This is a genomic window from Enterobacter sp. JH25 (assembly GCF_021725435.1).
Taxonomy (GTDB): Bacteria; Pseudomonadota; Gammaproteobacteria; order Enterobacterales; family Enterobacteriaceae; genus Enterobacter; species Enterobacter intestinihominis.
In genome coordinates, this window is record NZ_CP091319.1 from 1,646,480 (window position 1) to 1,663,860 (window position 17,381).

Here is a 17,381-nt window from a genome sequence, read left to right on the forward strand (position 1 = left end):
AATTCCCGCCGTTGTTGTTTTGTAGGCCGGGTAAGCGAAGCGCCACCCGGCATTGCATCAGAGCACCAACCCCGCAAAGCTCGCCGACAGCAGGCTCACCAGCGTCGCACCGTATACCAGGCGCAGACCAAACCGCGACACCACGTTACCCTGTTGCTCGTTCAGGCCTTTTATTGCCCCCGCTACAATGCCAATCGAGGCGAAGTTAGCGAACGACACCAGGAACACGGACAAAATACCCAGACCGCGCGAGGACATTTGATGGGCTATTTTTTGCAGCTCAATCATCGCCACAAATTCATTCGCCACCAGTTTTGTTGCCATAATACTCCCCGCGTTTAAGGCATCGCTCAGCGGAATACCAATAAGCCACGCCAGCGGATAAAACACGTAACCCAGAATCTGCTGGAAGCTCAGGCCAAATACGCTGGAGAAGAGGGCATTAACGGCGCTAATAAGGGCGATAAAGCCAATCAGCATCGCCAGAATAATCATCGCCACCTTAAAACCGGCCAGAATATATTCGCCCAGCATTTCAAAGAAGCTCTGGGATTCATGCAGCTTTTCCAGTTTGATATCGGGTTCGGCTTCCGGGCGGGCCGGGTTAATGACCGAAAGGATAATAAAGGTGCTGAACATGTTCAGGATCAGTGCCGCGACGACAAATCTGGCGTCGAGCATGGTCATATAGGCACCGACAATCGACAGCGAAACCGTCGACATCGCCGTTGCAGCCATCGTAAACAGGCGGCGTGAGGAGAGATCGCCCAACACGCCCTTGTAGGCAATGAAGTTTTCCGACTGACCGAGTATCAGTGAGCTCACCGCGTTAAAGGATTCCAGCTTGCCCATGCCGTTCAGTTTTGACAGCAGCGTCCCGATAACCTGAATAAAGATCGGCAGAATACGCCAGTGCTGCAGAATACCAATCAGCGCCGAGATAAAAATAATGGGGCAGAGCACGCCAAGGAAAATGAACGCCAGCCCTTTTTCACCCATCCCGCCAAAGACAAAATTCGTCCCTTCGGCAGCGAATTTAAGCAGTGATTCAAAGAAACCGGAGACATGTTTAATAATGAACAGGCCGCTTTCTGCATGCAGAAAAAAGAATGCCAGCGCGATTTCAATCACGATCAGCTGTAAAACGAAACGAATGCGAATTTTTCGGCGGTCGAAACTCACCAGCCAGGCAAGCGCAAGAATAATCACCAGCGCCAGCAGGAAATGGACAATTTTAAACATGGTTTATTTTCAGTTGGTTTTCGAGGCGGACATTTAGCCACAGCCCCGGTTAACCGTAAATGGGCATTTTCGTTATACCTTATAAACGCAACGGTTACTCAGGCAATTATTATTCCGCAATGCGTTTACATCTGGTCATCAAAACTCCACATATTTCGCTTGTTTTTCTTGTAGCCGTAATGATAATCACTATCACAAGAATTTACCTTTCTTTGCATCAGTTGACCGCGATAAACATTTAAGGTGTCTGCATGTTTGTTCCTTTTCTCATTATGTTACGTGAAGGCCTTGAAGCGGCCCTGATTGTTAGCCTTATCGCCAGTTATCTGAAGCGCACCCAGCGTGGACGCTGGATCGGCGTGATGTGGGTTGGCGTCTTCCTGGCCGCGGCGCTCTGCCTGGGGCTGGGTATTCTTATCAACGAAACCACAGGAGAATTTCCTCAGAAAGAGCAAGAGCTTTTTGAAGGCATTGTTGCCGTAATAGCGGTGGTGATCCTCACCTGGATGGTGTTCTGGATGCGCAAAGTTTCCCGTAACGTGAAGGTACAGCTTGAGCAGGCGGTGGATAACGCCCTGCAAAAAGGCAACCACCACGGCTGGGCGCTGATCATGATGGTTTTTTTCGCCGTGGCGCGTGAAGGCCTGGAGTCAGTGTTCTTCCTGCTCGCGGCTTTTCAGCAGGACGTGGGCATCTGGCCGCCGCTGGGCGCGATGCTTGGGCTGGCCACGGCGGTTGTGCTTGGCTTCCTGCTCTACTGGGGCGGAATTCGTCTTAACCTGGGCGCGTTCTTCAAGTGGACCAGCCTGTTTATTTTGCTGGTGGCCGCGGGGCTGGCGGCAGGGGCGATCCGCGCCTTCCATGAAGCGGGCCTGTGGAACCACTTCCAGGACATGGCGTTTGATCTTAGTAACGTTCTCTCCACCCACTCACTGACCGGCACGCTCCTTGAAGGTATCTTCGGCTATCAGGAAACGCCGAGCGTCAGCGAGGTGGCGATGTACTTTATCTATCTTATTCCGGCGCTGGTGCTGTTCTTCATGCCATCGCGCCCCAGCGCTCAGCCGTCGCGTACTGCGCCGTGAAGCGCTTTGTTTAGTTACAACATACTTTAAAGGGAAGAGACATGGCTATTCAATTCCGTCGTAGCGCGTTACAGGTTGGTGTGGCAGCGCTGTTCGCGTCTGCCTTCGCCGCTCAGGCAGCAGATATTCCGCAGGTAAAAGTCACCGTCAACGATAAACAGTGCGAGCCGATGACCATCACGGTTAACAGCGGTAAAACCCAGTTTATTATTCAAAACCACAGCCAGAAAGCGCTGGAGTGGGAGATCCTGAAAGGCGTGATGGTGGTAGAAGAGCGTGAAAATATCGCGCCTGGCTTCAGCCAGAAAATGACCGCTAATCTTCAGCCGGGGGAATATGACATGACCTGCGGCCTGCTGACTAACCCGAAAGGTAAGCTGATCGTCAAAGGCGCAGCGACGGCGGACGCGGCCAAAGGCACCGCGCTGCTGAGCCTCGGCGACGCCATTACCGCCTATAAAGCCTACGTCACCAAAGAGACGGCTGACCTGGTGGCAGGCACCAAAGCCTTTACCGACGCGGTGAAAGCGGGCGATATCGAAAAAGCGAAATCCCTGTATGCGCCTACACGTCAGCACTACGAGCGCATCGAGCCGATTGCCGAGCTGTTCTCTGACCTCGATGGCAGCATTGACGCCCGCGAAGATGACTACGAGCAGAAGGCCGCCGATCCGAAATTCACCGGCTTCCACCGCCTGGAAAAAGCCCTGTTTGGCGATAGCTCCACCAAAGGGATGGAGAAATACGCCGATCAGCTCAACAGCGACGTGCTGGAGCTGCAAAAACGCATCAGCGAGCTGGCCTTCCCGCCGTCGAAAGTGGTGGGTGGTGCTGCGGGTCTGATTGAAGAAGTGGCCGCGAGCAAAATCAGCGGCGAAGAAGATCGCTACAGCCACACCGACCTGTGGGACTTCCAGGCAAACGTCGACGGCGCACAAAAAATTGTCGATCTGCTGCGGCCCCAGCTGCAAAAAGAGAACGGCGAACTGCTGGCGAAAGTGGATGCCAACTTTAAGAAAGTTGACGCCATCCTGGCGAAATACCGTACCAAAGACGGGTTCGAAACCTACGACAAGCTGACCGATGCTGACCGTAACGCGCTGAAAGGCCCGATTACGACGCTGGCGGAAGATCTCTCCCTGCTGCGTGGCGTTCTGGGTCTGGACTAAGCGATGAACAAGCATGATGAGTACGACGTGGCGGAACCTTCCCGACGTCGGTTGTTAAAAGGGGTAGGGGCGCTGGGCGGCGCGTTTGCCCTGGCGGGCGGCTGTCCGGTGGCGCATGCGGCAAAACCGCAAAGTGCCCCCGGCACGCTCTCCCCGGATGCGCGTATGGAAACGCAGCCATTTTATGGTGAGCACCAGGCAGGAATCCTGACGCCGCAGCAGGCCTCGATGATGCTGGTGGCTTTCGATTCGCTGGCGAGTGATAAGGCAGACCTTGAGCGTCTGTTCAGGCTGTTGACCACGCGCATTGCCTTCCTTACGGCGGGCGGTCCGGCACCGGAAACACCGAATCCGCGCCTGCCGCCGATGGATTCCGGGATCCTCGGGGCGTTTATCGCTCCCGATAATCTGACCATCACCGTGTCGGTGGGGGAATCGCTGTTTGATGATCGCTACGGTCTGGCGAAGCAGAAGCCGAAAGCGCTGCAAAAAATGACGCGATTCCCGAATGACTCTCTCGACGCGGCGTTGTGCCACGGCGATCTGCTGTTGCAGATCTGCGCCAATACCCAGGATACGGTGATCCACGCCCTGCGCGATATCATCAAGCACACTCCGGATCTGCTCAGCGTGCGCTGGAAGCGGGAAGGTTTTATCTCTGACCACGCCGCGCGCAGTAAAGGGAAAGAGACGCCGGTCAACCTGCTGGGCTTCAAAGACGGTACCGCCAACCCGGACAGCAGCAATACCGTGTTGATGAAAAACGTGGTCTGGGTGACGGAGGATCAGGGCGAACCGGCCTGGGCGGTGGGTGGCAGCTATCAGGCGGTGCGTATCATTCAGTTCCACGTGGAGTTCTGGGACCGCACGCCGCTGAAAGAGCAGCAGACGATCTTCGGCCGCGATAAGCAAACCGGCGCACCGCTCGGCATGAAGCACGAGCACGATGAACCCGACTACGCCCGCGATCCGAACGGAGATGTCATCGCGCTGGACAGCCATATTCGTCTCGCTAATCCTCGCACCAAAGAGACCCAGTCCAGTCTGATGATGCGCAGGGGCTACAGCTACTCGTTGGGGGTGACCAATTCCGGTCAGCTTGATATGGGACTGCTGTTTGTCTGCTATCAGCACGATCTGGAGAAAGGGTTCCTCACCGTGCAGAAGCGGCTCAACGGTGAAGCGCTGGAGGAGTACATCAAGCCCATCGGCGGCGGCTATTTCTTTGCCCTGCCCGGCGCGCGTGACGCGAAGACCTGGCTCGCTCAGGGTCTGATAGAAGCCTGATAATCGTCCCTGCGACAGTTCGCGGGGACATTATTTTTCCATATGACTATCTTGTTGTTATATTTCTGTAATATTCATATATGAGACTGATTCCGCTGCAGGAGCAGTCTTAAAGGTTGCATCTAGGTAAAATAAATGTTGCATTTATGATAATTCCTGATGTACTTAAGATAAGACAGCGGTAGTTCCCGGCAGTGATACTGACTCACTATGGAGATCGCGAATGGTTGCGTCCTGTACTGGACAAGGTAAACACATCAACCGCAGCACCCGGCGCGGAGGCTCAGACTCCGGCAGCGATTTCCTCACCACAAAATTCTCCCCTCCACCTCTAAATACGATTTCTACCGACGTGCATAACGGTGCGCGTAGCCGTTCTGTATCGTCATCCGGTAATGCAAGCAATGGCTTACAAGGAAGCCAACCCTCTGATGTTCGTGCGCATAATCGTGCCGATGCTGGCGCGTGTGATGAATACCAACAACTCAAGGTGCTATCCATGGGAAGACAGAAAGCAGTGATCAAAGCTCGTCGCGAAGCAAAACGTGTGCTGAGACGGGATTCACGTAGCCATAAACAGCGTGAAGAAGAATCGGTCACCTCGCTTGTGCAGATGAGCGGCGTAGAATCCATTGGCATGGCGCGGGACAGCCGCGATGCATCGCCAATAGTGGCGCGGAATGAAGCTCAGGCGCACTACCTGAATGCTATCGAGAGTAAACAGCTCATCTTTGCAACCGGGGAAGCCGGATGCGGGAAAACCTGGATCAGTGCCGCCAAAGCGGCGGAGGCGCTGATTCATAAGGACGTGGAAAGGATCATCGTTACCCGTCCGGTACTGCAAGCGGATGAAGATCTGGGCTTCCTGCCCGGCGATATTTCTGAGAAGTTTGCCCCGTACTTCAGGCCCGTCTATGACGTGCTGGTGAAGCGGTTGGGCGCTTCCTTTATGCAGTACTGCCTGCGACCAGAGATTGGCAAGGTGGAAATCGCGCCGTTCGCCTATATGCGCGGACGTACATTTGAAAATGCGGTCGTTATTCTTGACGAGGCTCAGAACGTGACCGCTGCGCAAATGAAGATGTTTTTAACGCGCCTCGGGGAGAACGTGACGGTTATCGTCAACGGCGATATTACCCAGTGTGACCTGCCGTCGGGCGTGAAGTCCGGCCTGAGCGATGCCATGTCACGTTTTGAGGAAGATGAGATGATAGGGGTGGTCCGCTTCACAAAAGAGGACTGCGTCCGCTCAGCGCTGTGTCAACGAACGCTGGAAGTGTACTCCGACTAAGATCATTTCACATTTTAAGTCATTTCTTCCCGGCGTCATGCCGGGAAGCTTCTTTTATTCCCTCTGTTCGCATGGCTTTTTTTAAATCATATTTATTTCCTATAGCATTCAACGGCATTTACGCACCGTTTTGCGGTAATAATATTACTGTTAATTTGCTGCGAACGCTTTTTATACAGGTCGCAAAAATGTGATATGTATTTACAATACCCACAAAATACCTGTGAATATAATGATCGCGCTAATTGTTAGGTGAAAATTAAACGTGAATATTGTCACAGAACATGACTAAGCAGTAAAAATTAAGTTGGTGTCTTTTGGGTAATTATCTATGTTTCGTACTTGTTCAAATTAAATTCTAAGAAGAAACACACCAGGGGATCGTTTCCTCTGGAACATCACGCTGAGGGTCATACATGAACGAACTGGTTAGTGCAATTAACGGTGTTATCTGGAGCCCTGCGTTAATATTTTTATGTCTGGGTGTCGGTCTCTATTTCTCACTGCGTAGTCGTTTTCTACAATTACGTCATATAAAACATATGATTACCCTGATGTTTCAGGGCGGGGCTACCGATGCCGGCGTATCATCGTTTCAGGCGTTGACGATGACGCTGGCGGGCCGCGTAGGGACAGGGAATATCGCCGGTGTGGCGACCGCCATTACCTTTGGTGGCCCCGGTGCGCTTTTCTGGATGTGGGTAGTGGCATTTTTAGGCGCCAGCTCTGCTTTTGTTGAATCCACGTTAGGTCAGGTTTATAAAGAAAAAATTAACGGCGAATATCGTGGGGGACCTGCCTTTTATATTGAAAAAGGGTTGGGGGTGAAGTGGTACGCATGGTTATTTGCTATTGTGACCATTTTCTCCTGCGGTTTATTACTTCCGGGCGTACAGGCAAACTCAATTGCCGCCAGCCTGGATATTGCCTTCGGTCTTAACCCAAACGTTACGGCGGCAATACTGGCTGTACTGTTAAGCTTCATTATTTTCGGTGGTGTAAAAAGGATCGCCAGCTTTAGCAGTATGGTCGTTCCGTTTATGGCGCTCGGCTATATTATTGTTGCCTGCGTTATTATCGCGATCAATATTGAAAAACTGCCTGCTGTTATCCTGCTGATCTGGAAAAGTGCTTTTGGCCTTGAAGCGGGATTTGGCGCTATTCTGGGCCAGGCTATCATGTGGGGCGTTAAACGCGGCGTCTATTCCAACGAGGCGGCGCAGGGCACCGGGCCACATGCATCCTCGGCAGCAGCCGTAAGTCATCCGGTGAAACAAGGGCTGGTTCAGGCGTTCTCCGTATATATCGACACGCTGTTTGTCTGCTCCGCGACCGGGTTTATGCTGTTGATCACCGGGCTTTATAATGTTCAGGGCGTCGACGGCGCAGCCCTTTATACCGGTATTGCAGGCGTGGCGGCGGGTCCTGGCTATGTGCAGACAGCGATGGAAAGTATGATGCCGGGCTTTGGTAATTACTTTGTCGCCATCGCGCTATTCTTCTTTGCCTTCACCACCATCATTGCCTATTACTATATCGCTGAAACCAATATCGCCTACATCAACCGTAAAATTCACCGTCCATGGCTGACATTCCTGCTTAAATTATGTCTGATGGCTTCCACGGTATATGGCACAATCCGCACCGCGGATCTGGCATGGGGATTAGGGGATATCGGGGTAGGGCTGATGGCCTGGCTCAACATTATTGCCATTGTCCTCTTGCATAAAAAAGCCTTTGCCAGCCTGAAGGATTATGAAACCCAGAATGCGCAGGGAATTGATCCACAGTTTGATCCGGTTCGGCTTGGGATTAAAAATGCGGATTACTGGCTGGGGGAGCGCAGAGATGAAGAGGGGGGATTGCCGGGGCAGGTTTCTTCTCCTGAAGGAAAGCAGCCGGCGGGGAAGTTGAATAACTGAGGAATAGTTTAAAACGGGCCCGTGCTTATGCGCGGGCTTTTTTTATGGGTGAGGCGGTATCACCCGCACCGGCGGGGATTGACTCGCTTCGCTCTCAGTCTGTCCAACTGGCTGCGCCAGTTGTCGAACCCCGGTCGGGGGTTCTCATCCCCCCGCAGACGTGCAACATGCGAAAAAAAAGCCCGCATTTTCATGCGAGCTCTTCTTAAAATATGGCGGTGAGGGGGGGATTCGAACCCCCGATACGTTGCCGTATACACACTTTCCAGGCGTGCTCCTTCAGCCACTCGGACACCTCACCATATTGTTTTGCTGCCTGACCGCTTGGGGGGCAACGGGGCGCTACTATAGGGAGTTGCGCGAAAGCGGTCAAGCAGATTTTCTGCATTCGTGCCTGTTCGGTTAAGCCTTAATCAGCTTATGGCGCACCGCGCAGGATCAACGCTGCGAATCGAGCACTTCGCTGTTTTTCACGACGTCCTGCGCTTTGCTGTAACTTTCGATCAGCAGCTGGTAGGCAGGGAAGATGTGTGTGTACACCTCTGCCCATTCTCCCGCATCTTCACGGTTCCACGTGCGCTGGATCTCTGAGGCCACTGCCGCTGTGTCCATCGGTACCACGCCTGCCTGCACCACGCGCGCCAGGGTGATCTCTTGCGCCATTTTGCTGTAGGTGCCGGAGGCATCAATCACCGCAAACACTTTATATCCGTCCGCCACCGCGCTGATGGACGGGAAGGCCATGCAAACGCTGGTAATCGTCCCCGCGATAATCAGCGTTTTGCGTCCGGTGGCTTTCACCGCCGCCACGAACTCCGGATTATCCCAGGCGTTGATTTCACCCTTGCGTGCCACATACTGTGCGTGCGGCGCATTGGCGTGGATCTCCGGGATAAGCGGGCCGTTCGGTCCCTGTGGAACCGATGCCGTGGTGATCACCGGGATCTTCGCCAGCGAGGCGATCTTTGCCAGCGCTGCTGCACGAGCGCGCAGCTCAGGCATTGGCATGTCTCCAACAGTCTGGAACAATCCGCTCTGGTGATCGATAAGCAGCATAACGGCATCATTGACGTCAATAACGGGACGTGCACCGTTGAAGTTTGCAGGGGTAGACATAATGCGCACCTTTATTACGTTTAGATTTGGCCAAAGCGGCCGGAGTTGAAATCGCGAATAGCTTCGGCGATTTCGGTTTTACTGTTCATCACAAACGGGCCATAGCCCACGATGGGTTCATTCAGTGGCTCCCCGGCCATCAGCAACACTTTGGCATCGCTGCTGGCTTCGAGATGCAGCTTGTCGCCGCTCTGACTCAGCACGACCAGCTGCGCCTCACCCGCAGGCGTGGTGCCGTTCACCGTCACGCTGCCCTCAACAACAACCAGCGCCGTGCTCCAGCCTTCGGGCTGATTGAGCGTCAGGTGGCTGCCCTGGTGCAGCGCGAGATCCCATACGTTAAGCGGTGAGAAGGTATGCGCCGGGCCGGTTACCTCTCCAAAGCGGCCAGCAATCACGCGCATTGTTCCGCTGTTATCCGGCAGGGTGACCACCGGGATATCCGCCTGAGTGATGCTCTGGTAGCCAGGCGTCGCCATTTTGTCTTTGGCGGGCAGGTTGACCCACAGCTGCATCATTTTCAGTTCACCGCCTTTCTGCGAGAACGCGCTGGAGTGGAACTCCTCGTGCAAAATGCCTGCGCCTGCCGTCATCCACTGCACATCGCCTGGACCAATAACGCCGCCTCTGCCGGTGGAATCACGGTGCTCAACTTCGCCTGAGTAGACGATGGTCACCGTTTCAAAACCGCGATGAGGATGCTCGCCCACGCCGCGTTTTGCGCCATCCGCCGGGAAGGTATGTGGTCCGGCGTAGTCAAGCAGCAGGAACGGGCTCAGCGGTTCGCCGTGCGTCTGGTAAGAAAACATCGAACGAACCGGAAAACCATCACCGACCCAGTGCGGACGAGGTGCGGTATACACGCCTGTTACGTTTTTCATGATTAACTCCTGATGTCCTGTTGATGTAATTAGCTTATATTCAGGGTTAATATCCCGGTAGATAGCAAAAATGACATTCACTGTTCCGTAAATGGAACAATGGGGGCGTATGCAGGATCTCAATGATTTCGTATGGTTTGTGAAGGTGGTGGAGCATGGCGGCTTTGCGGCGGCGGGGCGGGCGCTCGATCAGCCAAAGTCGAAACTGAGCCGTCGGATTGCGCAGCTGGAAGAACGCCTGGGTGTTCGGTTGATACAACGTACCACGCGGCAGTTTGCGGTGACTGAAGTGGGGCAGACGTTCTATCAGCACTGTAAAGCCATGCTGGTGGAGGCTGAAGCTGCGGAGGAGGCGGTGGCTGCTTTACAGGCTGAGCCGCGCGGTATGGTCAGGATCACTTGCCCCGTAACCCTACTGCACGTTCACGTGGGGCCCATGCTGGCGAGGTTTATGGCGCGCTATCCGGGAATTAACCTCCAGCTTGAAGCCACCAACCGCCGGGTCGATCTGGTGGGGGAGGGGGTGGATGTGGCGATCCGCGTTCGTCCGCGCCCGTTTGATGACAGCGATTTGGTATTAAGGGTGCTGGCGGACAGGGGTCACTGTCTGGTTGCCGGGCCGACACTGATTGAACGGATGGGCAATCCGGCGATGCCTTCTGAGCTCAGCGAATGGCCGGGTTTAAGTATGGGCGCTGGTAAACACCTGCATAAGTGGGAGCTGAGCGGGCCGGAGGGGGCGAAAGCAGACATTCACTTCACGCCGCGCCTGGTGACTACCGATATGCTGGCGCTGCGGGAGGCAGCGATGGCGGGCGTGGGCGTGGTACAGTTGCCCATTTTGATGGTGAAGGATCAGCTGGCTTCAGGTGAGCTTGTTCGGGTGCTGAATGCCTGGGAACCCAGAAGGGAAGTGATCCATGCGGTGTATCCTTCCCGGCGCGGCCTGCTGCCATCGGTCAGGACGCTGGTGGATTTTCTCACCGAAGAGTATGCAAAGATGGTTGAGGACTAGCTTTTCGTAGGTCGGGTAAGCGTAGCGCCACCCGACATAAAGAGCGCAGGGAGCGAATAGAATATAAAAGAAAAAAGCCCGCATTTTCATGCGAGCTCTTCTTCAAATATGGCGGTGAGGGGGGGATTGACTCGCTTCGCTCGCCCTTCGGGCAGCCTGTTCGCTACGCTCTCAGTCTGTCCAACTGGCTGCGCCAGTTGTCGAACCCCGGTCGGGGGTTCTCATCCCCCCCTTGCAGAGAATATAAAAGAAAAAAGCCCGTACTTTCGTACGAGCTCTCGTCTTGAATATGGCGGTGAGGGGGGGATTCGAACCCCCGATACGTTGCCGTATACACACTTTCCAGGCGTGCTCCTTCAGCCACTCGGACACCTCACCATATTGTCATCCCGTTGTTGTCGGGACGGGCGCTAATGTAAGGAAAAGCCGTACTGCCGTCAACCCACTTTTTCAGTAATTTAGCGTGTTTAGACAAACTTCAGGCAACCTGATTTCGAAATGTGCAAAAAGCGCCTCTTTTATCAGCAACGCGGTTTAGCGATAAATTTGTTATGCTGACAAGCCAGTTGAAAATGAAAATAAAACAGCGCACTAAAAGGCAATGACTATGGATATTATCTTCTATCACCCCACTTTTGATACGGCTTACTGGATTAAGGCGCTCACGGCGGCACTGCCTGGCGCACGCGTTCGCGAATGGAAACAGGGCGATAATGAACATGCCGACTACGCGCTGGTCTGGCATCCCCCGGTCGAAATGCTACAGGGACGCCGTTTGAAGGCGGTGTTTGCTCTTGGTGCGGGGGTGGATTCCATTCTCAGTAAGCTGAAGGCTCACCCTGAAATGCTGCCGGAAGATATTCCCCTGTTTCGTCTGGAAGATACCGGTATGGGGGAGCAGATGCAGGAATACGCCGTAAGCCAGGTGCTGCACTGGTTCCGCCGCTTCGACGATTATCAGGCGTTTAAACAGCAATCCCACTGGGAACCTCTCCCGGATTATCAGCGTGAAGATTTCACCATCGGCATCCTCGGGGCGGGTGTGCTGGGTTCGAAAGTCGCCGAAGCGCTCGCCCCGTGGGGCTTCCCACTGCGCTGCTGGAGCCGGAGCCGTAAGGATTATCCGGGCGTCGAGAGCTTTGCCGGATTGGACGAACTCACGGCGTTCCTGAAAGGGACACGCGTTCTCATTAACCTGCTGCCGAATACGGCGGAAACGGTCGGCATTATCAATGGCACGCTCCTCAACCAGTTGGCAGAAGATAGCTACTTAATGAACCTGGCGCGCGGGGTACACGTTGTGGAAGACGATCTGCTGAAAGCGCTGGATAGCGGTAAACTGAAAGGCGCAATGCTGGATGTGTATAGCCGCGAACCGCTGCCGACAGACAGCCCGCTTTGGGCACATCCGCGCATGGCGATGACGCCCCATATTGCGGCCGTGACGCGCCCGGCGGAGGCCGTGGCGTATATCTCGCATACCATCAGCGAAATAGAGAAGGGCAACGCGGTGACCGGACAGGTCGACAGACAGCGAGGCTACTGAGAGAAACCCGGCGTTCGCCGGGTTTTTGCTAATATTCGCCGCTGATAACTGCTATCCTTTGGAAAAACCGCAGAGGAGAGAAAGATGTATCCCGTTGACCTGCATATGCACACCGTCGCCAGTACTCACGCTTACAGTAACCTCCATGATTATATCGCTCAGGCGAAGCTGAAAGGCATCAAGCTGTTTGCGATAACCGATCACGGTCCGGATATGGCGGATGCGCCGCACTACTGGCATTTTGTGAATATGCGTATCTGGCCACGTCTGGTTGACGGTATCGGGATACTGCGCGGCATCGAAGCGAACATCAAAAATACCGACGGGGAAATTGACTGCACCGGCCCGATGCTGACCTCGTTAGATCTGATCCTCGCCGGCTTCCACGAGCCGGTCTTTGCGCCCCAGGATAAAGAGACCAACACCGCGGCGATGATTGCCACCATTGCCAGCGGCAATGTGCACATTATCAGCCACCCGGGAAATCCGAAATACCCGATCGATATTCAGGCCGTGGCACAGGCCGCAGCGAAGCACCGCGTGGCGCTGGAGATCAACAACTCCTCGTTCGTGCATTCGCGTAAGGGCAGTGAGGCCAACTGCCGCGACGTTGCGGCGGCCGTGCGTGACGCGGGCGGAATGGTGGCGCTGGGCTCTGATTCACACACGGCCTTCACGCTGGGTGATTTCAGCGAGTGCCTGAAAATATTGCGGGACGTGAATTTCCCGGAAGAACAGATCCTGAACGTCACGCCGCGTCGTATGCTCGACTTCCTTGAGTCGCGCGGTATGGCGCCGATTGATGAATTTGCCGATCTTTAATTAATAACGGAATAAAAACATGAATGAGTTTTCCATCCTTTGCCGCGTGCTGGGCACCTTATATTACCGCCAGCCGCAGGATCCGCTGCTGGTTCCGCTGTTTACCCTGATTCGTGAAGGTAAACTGGCGCAGAGCTGGCCGCTGGAACAGGATGAGTTGCTGGAACGCTTGCAAAAAAGTTGCGATATGCAGCAGATTTCAACGGATTACAACGCGCTGTTCGTGGGGGAAGAGTGTCGCGTGTCGCCGTATCGTTCTGCCTGGCAGGAAGGTGCGACCGAAGCGGAAGTTCGGGCGTTTCTTTCAGAACGCGGCATGCCGCTGACGGATATGCCTGCCGATCATATCGGTACCCTGTTGCTGGCGGCCTCATGGATTGAAGATAAAGCAGGTGATGATGAGAATGAGGCGATTGAAACCCTGTTCGAAACGTATCTGCTGCCGTGGGTCGGAACCTTCCTGGGTAAAGTTGAAGCCCACGCCACCTCCCCGTTCTGGAGAACGCTGGCTCCGCTGACGCGTGACGCTATCGCTGCCATGTGGGATGAGCTGGAAGAAGAGAGTGAAGAGTGATTTAAATCACAAAAATCCTGCAACGATACATTTCAACTTGCACGTAACGTGCTTCTGATCTCATTTCTAGGGTGCGCATCTGCTAAGATGCGCACCATGAACATATTACTTTGTATTGCAATCACGACTGGCATCCTCTCCGGCCTCTGGGGTTGGGTGGCGGTATCTCTCGGTTTGTTGAGCTGGGCCGGTTTTCTTGGCTGCACGGCCTATTTCGCCTGTCCGCAGGGTGGTTTTAAAGGGCTCTTTATTTCAGGCAGCACGTTACTGAGTGGCGTGGTCTGGGCGCTGATCATTATGAAGGGCAGCGCGCTGGCGCCGCATGTGGAAATCCTGGGGTACGTCATGACCGGTATTGTGGCTTTCCTGATGTGCGTTCAGGCAAAACATCTGCTGTTGTCCTTTGTGCCCGGCACGTTCATGGGTGCCTGCGCGACCTTTGCAGGCCAGGGGGACTGGAAGCTGGTGGTCCCTTCGCTCATGCTGGGATTACTGTTTGGCTACGCTATGAAGAACAGCGGTCTCTGGCTTGCAGCCCGACGCGAGAAGAGCCAGAACGTTCCTGTGGTAAGTAAATAAAAAAAAGGCGAGACGAAAATCTCGCCTTTTTATACGCCGCCAATCATGACTCCGGCGGAACCGACATCTCACGGTATTTCACCAGCACCGCATTACTCACGTCACTTTTATTCTGAAGATCCCACAAGCCGCGATCGATGCCGTCATTAATCAGGAAAATCACCCCGGTTTCGATGGCCGACATCAGACACAGCATGACCGGCTCGTTAGAGGTATAGCCAATTTCAGCCTCCAGCAAACGCTGGTAGTCGATAAAGCGGAATACCCCCGCCTGCACTTCATATGAGAGAATCGTTTTGCTGGTGGTCACGGAGGATAAAATTTCACCCGTGCTCACGTTAACCACGCGCAGGTTGACGGCAATCTGATCCAGCTGATACTGCGTGTCGGCCCCGATACCAAAGTAACGGGCACCCGCGCCGCCCGATTTCACGTTACTTTCGTAGCCGATAATCGAGCCTTCCACCATGACATTGGCTGCGGTGAGAGACTGTAGCGGCATGCGGTTATTGACGCCAACGGTACCATTCTCCTGTGCAGCACGAATGATTTTTCGTTCGTTAAGCAGGTTTTGCAGCCCCTGGCGTTCCAGCGGGATAAACCAGCGCGAATCTTTCAGGGCGGTAACCAGCATCGCGGTGGCGCTCTGCGGTACGGCCGTGGAGAAGTTACTGGCCGGATACGGTTTGAACTGGCCCGTCTCATCCTGAATGTTATAGACCGAGACGAATATCTTCCCGGTAGGGCCCGGCAGATGCGTCAGATCCCGATAGCTCTGGGCACGGGGCATTAGGGTGGGTTTAGCGGCTTCTTTTGGCGGGGCAGTTAAACAACCGCTTAATAAGCACACTGCAACTAAAATAAAAAAGCGCTGCATAATAATTGTCCTTATTTCGGGGTTGTTTAGAAATCAGTTGAACTGGTCTGCAAACCGGAAACCTGGATTGTCGACGTCTTACCGGTTTTTCGGTCTGTCACATTTAACTGAAGCTGCCCGTCTTTATTGGCAATATCGACGATAAAGTCGTTAGTGACCATCCGGCCGGGTTTTCCGGTATTAATGTTGGTTAATAAGCCACCTAATATTTGCGACTGGATGGCCTGAGTAAAATTATCCAGAGCTGACGGGGTTTCGATACCGAAATCATCGTCATAGCTGGGGTCTTTATAGGAATTTTGAGCCTGCGCCTGGTTAAGCATAAAGGCTCCGTTATTCGGGTTGCCGCCAAAATTAGGGTTGCGGAACTGGAATGTCATATTTCCGGCCCAACTCAACGGCGCAATGAGCATTAACGAAATCACTGTGTGTGCGAGACGCATTACAGCCTCCGAAATAGGTGTCGTTGCTAGAACTCATCTTTTGCTAAATCGCCTGTGCTCAAAAGGGCTTTATCTAACTGTAGGCGGTTAATAGCTTCTTCTGTTTGTGCCAGTGCGAAAGCGACGTTCTGATCGAAGTCTCTTTTCGTTGGGAATAAAAAAGTCTGGTAAATAACGTCCTGATTAGCGGTTATTGTGATCCAGCTTCCCCACCGCGCACTGGGCCGTTCGTTGATGGTTAAATTACCCGGATAATCGCTTTCCCACTTATCGCTGAAGGCACGATAAAAATCGTGTCCGACAGAGGTGACGGTGTGGTCGGTCAACAGTCCAGGAACTTCCACCTCAACAGCCTGAAGGTTTCCGGCAGCAAGCATAATGCCTGCGGCGGCAATCCAACTTAGGGTGCGTTTCATGCTATTAACGCCTGAGGTTATCGTTTGCCCACGACACCGCCTGCGTGCGATTTTTAACAGCTATCTTTTTGAAAAGATTATAAAGATGCGTCTTAACCGTATTTTCGCTTATAAATAACGAACGGGCGATTTCAATATTTGAAGCACCAATACGCAGTTTGTTCAGGATCTCTTTCTCACGGTGCGTCAGAAGGGCCGATTCCGAACTGTTATAGCGATAATTTCCGGAGTGGGTAATGAGGTAGCTGGCCAGTTTTTGCGAGAAATAACACTCCCCCCGCAATATGCCCTGCAAACCCTCCACGACACGGTTTTCTTCTTCTGTAACGTAAAACACGCCGTTAATATGCGGCCAGCTCTCAATTTCGCGGAAAGGATACTCATCAGGCGTATTCAATAACAACACGCGGATATTATTGTTTTTCCTGCTTAAATTATCTTGCCAGTAATGGATCAGTTTTTTATCCGCTTCCATCATATCGAGAAGAATGATGCTGCCAGGAGCGATATCATCAAAAGAACGTTGAATGTTATGAAGTTTCCCGTTAAGTGACAGGCATTGTTTTAAATGCTGCAATAACGCTGTCGCTTGTAAGGAAGGTTTTGTGATCAACAATAATGTATGACCGGGTAAGCTATGGACTTCATTAAACATGATGAAACCCCACGTTATTTATGACACCCGGCAGTTGCCCTCGTATTATTGAAAAGGGCACCAGAAGTACTGCAGGTGTGGCACTGCTGTGTGTAGTTAAAAAACCTTCCTCCAAAGGAGGCGGTAAAATTAAAAACAAATAACGTACTGCTGTTTTCAATCTAGCTATTGCAAACTTTAAAGCAAGTGTTAATCGTGTAACAGAATGTAAAATTCGATATTTATTTGTGTATTTTGCAGGGTTAATAGATTTTAAGATAAGGGGAAAGTTGTACAGGTGTATAAACGTGCACAGATTTTAAAAACCATACGGTATATTATAATGAGTTGTATTATCTGGTTTTTTATTATTGTAAGCCAGCCGGTAAAAAGTATGAACTCTGCTAAAAACATAAGACTTCCCTAAGCCGGAATTTTTTCTTAAGAAAACTTGCTTCGTGTCACGCGCGTGACAAAGGGCA

The 17,381-nt window shown here is 53.0% G+C and carries 17 protein-coding genes, 2 tRNA genes and 1 other RNA gene; 10 read left to right on the plus strand and 10 right to left on the minus strand.

Annotated elements, in window-relative coordinates:
• Window positions 1-57: 57 nt before the first annotated feature.
• Window positions 58-1,242 (minus strand): NupC/NupG family nucleoside CNT transporter, encoded by a 1,185-nt coding sequence (locus L2Y28_RS07755; RefSeq protein ID WP_022647688.1) that lies wholly within the window; start codon window positions 1,240-1,242, stop codon window positions 58-60.
• Between the two features lie 251 nt (window positions 1,243-1,493).
• Between L2Y28_RS07755 and efeU the strand changes: the two genes are divergently transcribed.
• The 5 genes from efeU (at window position 1,494) to L2Y28_RS07780 (ending at window position 7,996) form a co-directional block, all read left to right on the plus strand.
• Window positions 1,494-2,327: an iron uptake transporter permease EfeU gene (efeU, locus tag L2Y28_RS07760; RefSeq protein WP_022647689.1), complete on the plus strand. Its 834-nt coding sequence runs from the start codon at window positions 1,494-1,496 to the stop codon at window positions 2,325-2,327.
• A 41-nt stretch (window positions 2,328-2,368) separates the two neighbouring features.
• The gene (gene efeO, locus L2Y28_RS07765; RefSeq protein ID WP_022647690.1) at window positions 2,369-3,496 is read left to right on the plus strand and encodes an iron uptake system protein EfeO; all 1,128 of its coding nucleotides are present in this window, start codon (window positions 2,369-2,371) and stop codon (window positions 3,494-3,496) included.
• Window positions 3,497-3,499: 3 nt separating this feature from the next.
• Window positions 3,500-4,783 carry an iron uptake transporter deferrochelatase/peroxidase subunit gene (efeB, locus tag L2Y28_RS07770; RefSeq protein ID WP_022647691.1) on the plus strand — a complete coding sequence of 428 codons (1,284 nt, stop codon included), beginning with the start codon at window positions 3,500-3,502 and terminating at the stop codon, window positions 4,781-4,783.
• A 499-nt stretch (window positions 4,784-5,282) separates the two neighbouring features.
• Window positions 5,283-6,074 (plus strand): phosphate starvation-inducible protein PhoH, encoded by a 792-nt coding sequence (gene phoH / locus L2Y28_RS07775; protein ID WP_017384762.1) that lies wholly within the window; start codon window positions 5,283-5,285, stop codon window positions 6,072-6,074.
• A 416-nt stretch (window positions 6,075-6,490) separates the two neighbouring features.
• Window positions 6,491-7,996 carry a sodium:alanine symporter family protein gene (locus L2Y28_RS07780; RefSeq protein WP_022647693.1) on the plus strand — a complete coding sequence of 502 codons (1,506 nt, stop codon included), beginning with the start codon at window positions 6,491-6,493 and terminating at the stop codon, window positions 7,994-7,996.
• A 213-nt stretch (window positions 7,997-8,209) separates the two neighbouring features.
• Here L2Y28_RS07780 and L2Y28_RS07785 read toward each other — a convergent pair.
• The 3 genes from L2Y28_RS07785 to L2Y28_RS07795 all read right to left on the minus strand — a co-directional run bounded on the left by L2Y28_RS07785 (window position 8,210) and on the right by L2Y28_RS07795 (window position 9,993).
• Window positions 8,210-8,297: transfer RNA gene (locus tag L2Y28_RS07785), tRNA-Ser, on the minus strand.
• 137 nt (window positions 8,298-8,434) lie between these two features.
• Window positions 8,435-9,112, minus strand: coding sequence for an isochorismatase family protein (locus L2Y28_RS07790; protein WP_003858068.1), 678 nt, complete (start codon window positions 9,110-9,112; stop codon window positions 8,435-8,437).
• A 20-nt stretch (window positions 9,113-9,132) separates the two neighbouring features.
• Window positions 9,133-9,993 (minus strand): pirin family protein, encoded by an 861-nt coding sequence (locus L2Y28_RS07795; RefSeq protein WP_022647694.1) that lies wholly within the window; start codon window positions 9,991-9,993, stop codon window positions 9,133-9,135.
• Between the two features lie 109 nt (window positions 9,994-10,102).
• Here L2Y28_RS07795 and L2Y28_RS07800 point away from each other — a divergent pair, with 109 nt between their 5' ends.
• Window positions 10,103-11,008, plus strand: coding sequence for a LysR family transcriptional regulator (locus L2Y28_RS07800; RefSeq protein WP_032622131.1), 906 nt, complete (start codon window positions 10,103-10,105; stop codon window positions 11,006-11,008).
• A 109-nt stretch (window positions 11,009-11,117) separates the two neighbouring features.
• Here L2Y28_RS07800 and L2Y28_RS07805 read toward each other — a convergent pair.
• Both L2Y28_RS07805 and L2Y28_RS07810 read right to left on the minus strand, forming a co-directional pair.
• Window positions 11,118-11,254, minus strand: a non-coding RNA gene (locus L2Y28_RS07805) — RtT sRNA.
• A gap of 44 nt (window positions 11,255-11,298) precedes the next feature.
• Window positions 11,299-11,386, minus strand: a tRNA-Ser gene (locus tag L2Y28_RS07810).
• 229 nt (window positions 11,387-11,615) lie between these two features.
• Between L2Y28_RS07810 and ghrA the strand changes: the two genes are divergently transcribed.
• From ghrA to L2Y28_RS07830, 4 genes are all read left to right on the plus strand, one after another.
• A complete protein-coding gene (gene ghrA / locus L2Y28_RS07815; RefSeq protein WP_022647696.1) occupies window positions 11,616-12,554 on the plus strand; it encodes a glyoxylate/hydroxypyruvate reductase GhrA in 939 nt (312 codons plus the stop codon).
• A gap of 84 nt (window positions 12,555-12,638) precedes the next feature.
• Window positions 12,639-13,376 carry a phosphatase gene (locus tag L2Y28_RS07820; RefSeq protein WP_022647697.1) on the plus strand — a complete coding sequence of 246 codons (738 nt, stop codon included), beginning with the start codon at window positions 12,639-12,641 and terminating at the stop codon, window positions 13,374-13,376.
• Window positions 13,377-13,395: 19 nt separating this feature from the next.
• Window positions 13,396-13,950, plus strand: a complete 555-nt coding sequence (locus L2Y28_RS07825) for a molecular chaperone (protein WP_022647698.1) — start codon at window positions 13,396-13,398, stop codon at window positions 13,948-13,950.
• Window positions 13,951-14,046: 96 nt separating this feature from the next.
• Window positions 14,047-14,529, plus strand: a complete 483-nt coding sequence (locus L2Y28_RS07830; RefSeq protein WP_072202167.1) for a DUF1097 domain-containing protein — start codon at window positions 14,047-14,049, stop codon at window positions 14,527-14,529.
• A 43-nt stretch (window positions 14,530-14,572) separates the two neighbouring features.
• Here L2Y28_RS07830 and csgG read toward each other — a convergent pair whose 3' ends face one another.
• The 4 genes from csgG to csgD are packed head-to-tail and all read right to left on the minus strand — an operon-like array spanning window position 14,573 to window position 16,920.
• A complete protein-coding gene (csgG, locus tag L2Y28_RS07835) occupies window positions 14,573-15,406 on the minus strand; it encodes a curli production assembly/transport protein CsgG (protein ID WP_022647700.1) in 834 nt (277 codons plus the stop codon).
• Window positions 15,407-15,432: 26 nt separating this feature from the next.
• On the minus strand, window positions 15,433-15,849 hold the full coding sequence (gene csgF, locus L2Y28_RS07840; RefSeq protein WP_003858054.1) for a curli production assembly/transport protein CsgF: 417 nt from the start codon (window positions 15,847-15,849) through the stop codon (window positions 15,433-15,435).
• A gap of 26 nt (window positions 15,850-15,875) precedes the next feature.
• Window positions 15,876-16,265 (minus strand): curli production assembly/transport protein CsgE, encoded by a 390-nt coding sequence (csgE, locus tag L2Y28_RS07845; protein WP_003858052.1) that lies wholly within the window; start codon window positions 16,263-16,265, stop codon window positions 15,876-15,878.
• Between the two features lie 4 nt (window positions 16,266-16,269).
• Window positions 16,270-16,920 carry a biofilm master transcriptional regulator CsgD gene (gene csgD / locus L2Y28_RS07850; protein ID WP_006809293.1) on the minus strand — a complete coding sequence of 217 codons (651 nt, stop codon included), beginning with the start codon at window positions 16,918-16,920 and terminating at the stop codon, window positions 16,270-16,272.
• Window positions 16,921-17,381: the final 461 nt, after the last annotated feature.

What these genes read in the sequence shown, in the direction of transcription:
- L2Y28_RS07755 (WP_022647688.1), bottom strand. Translation starts at nt 1,242, where the DNA reads ATGTTTAAAATTGTCCATTTCCTGCTGGCGCTGGTGATTATTCTTGCG.
- efeU (WP_022647689.1), top strand. Translation starts at nt 1,494, where the DNA reads ATGTTTGTTCCTTTTCTCATTATGTTACGTGAAGGCCTTGAAGCGGCC.
- efeO (WP_022647690.1), top strand. Translation starts at nt 2,369, where the DNA reads ATGGCTATTCAATTCCGTCGTAGCGCGTTACAGGTTGGTGTGGCAGCG.
- efeB (WP_022647691.1), top strand. Translation starts at nt 3,500, where the DNA reads ATGAACAAGCATGATGAGTACGACGTGGCGGAACCTTCCCGACGTCGG.
- phoH (WP_017384762.1), top strand. Translation starts at nt 5,283, where the DNA reads ATGGGAAGACAGAAAGCAGTGATCAAAGCTCGTCGCGAAGCAAAACGT.
- L2Y28_RS07780 (WP_022647693.1), top strand. Translation starts at nt 6,491, where the DNA reads ATGAACGAACTGGTTAGTGCAATTAACGGTGTTATCTGGAGCCCTGCG.
- L2Y28_RS07790 (WP_003858068.1), bottom strand. Translation starts at nt 9,112, where the DNA reads ATGTCTACCCCTGCAAACTTCAACGGTGCACGTCCCGTTATTGACGTC.
- L2Y28_RS07795 (WP_022647694.1), bottom strand. Translation starts at nt 9,993, where the DNA reads ATGAAAAACGTAACAGGCGTGTATACCGCACCTCGTCCGCACTGGGTC.
- L2Y28_RS07800 (WP_032622131.1), top strand. Translation starts at nt 10,103, where the DNA reads ATGCAGGATCTCAATGATTTCGTATGGTTTGTGAAGGTGGTGGAGCAT.
- ghrA (WP_022647696.1), top strand. Translation starts at nt 11,616, where the DNA reads ATGGATATTATCTTCTATCACCCCACTTTTGATACGGCTTACTGGATT.
- L2Y28_RS07820 (WP_022647697.1), top strand. Translation starts at nt 12,639, where the DNA reads ATGTATCCCGTTGACCTGCATATGCACACCGTCGCCAGTACTCACGCT.
- L2Y28_RS07825 (WP_022647698.1), top strand. Translation starts at nt 13,396, where the DNA reads ATGAATGAGTTTTCCATCCTTTGCCGCGTGCTGGGCACCTTATATTAC.
- L2Y28_RS07830 (WP_072202167.1), top strand. Translation starts at nt 14,047, where the DNA reads ATGAACATATTACTTTGTATTGCAATCACGACTGGCATCCTCTCCGGC.
- csgG (WP_022647700.1), bottom strand. Translation starts at nt 15,406, where the DNA reads ATGCAGCGCTTTTTTATTTTAGTTGCAGTGTGCTTATTAAGCGGTTGT.
- csgF (WP_003858054.1), bottom strand. Translation starts at nt 15,849, where the DNA reads ATGCGTCTCGCACACACAGTGATTTCGTTAATGCTCATTGCGCCGTTG.
- csgE (WP_003858052.1), bottom strand. Translation starts at nt 16,265, where the DNA reads ATGAAACGCACCCTAAGTTGGATTGCCGCCGCAGGCATTATGCTTGCT.
- csgD (WP_006809293.1), bottom strand. Translation starts at nt 16,920, where the DNA reads ATGTTTAATGAAGTCCATAGCTTACCCGGTCATACATTATTGTTGATC.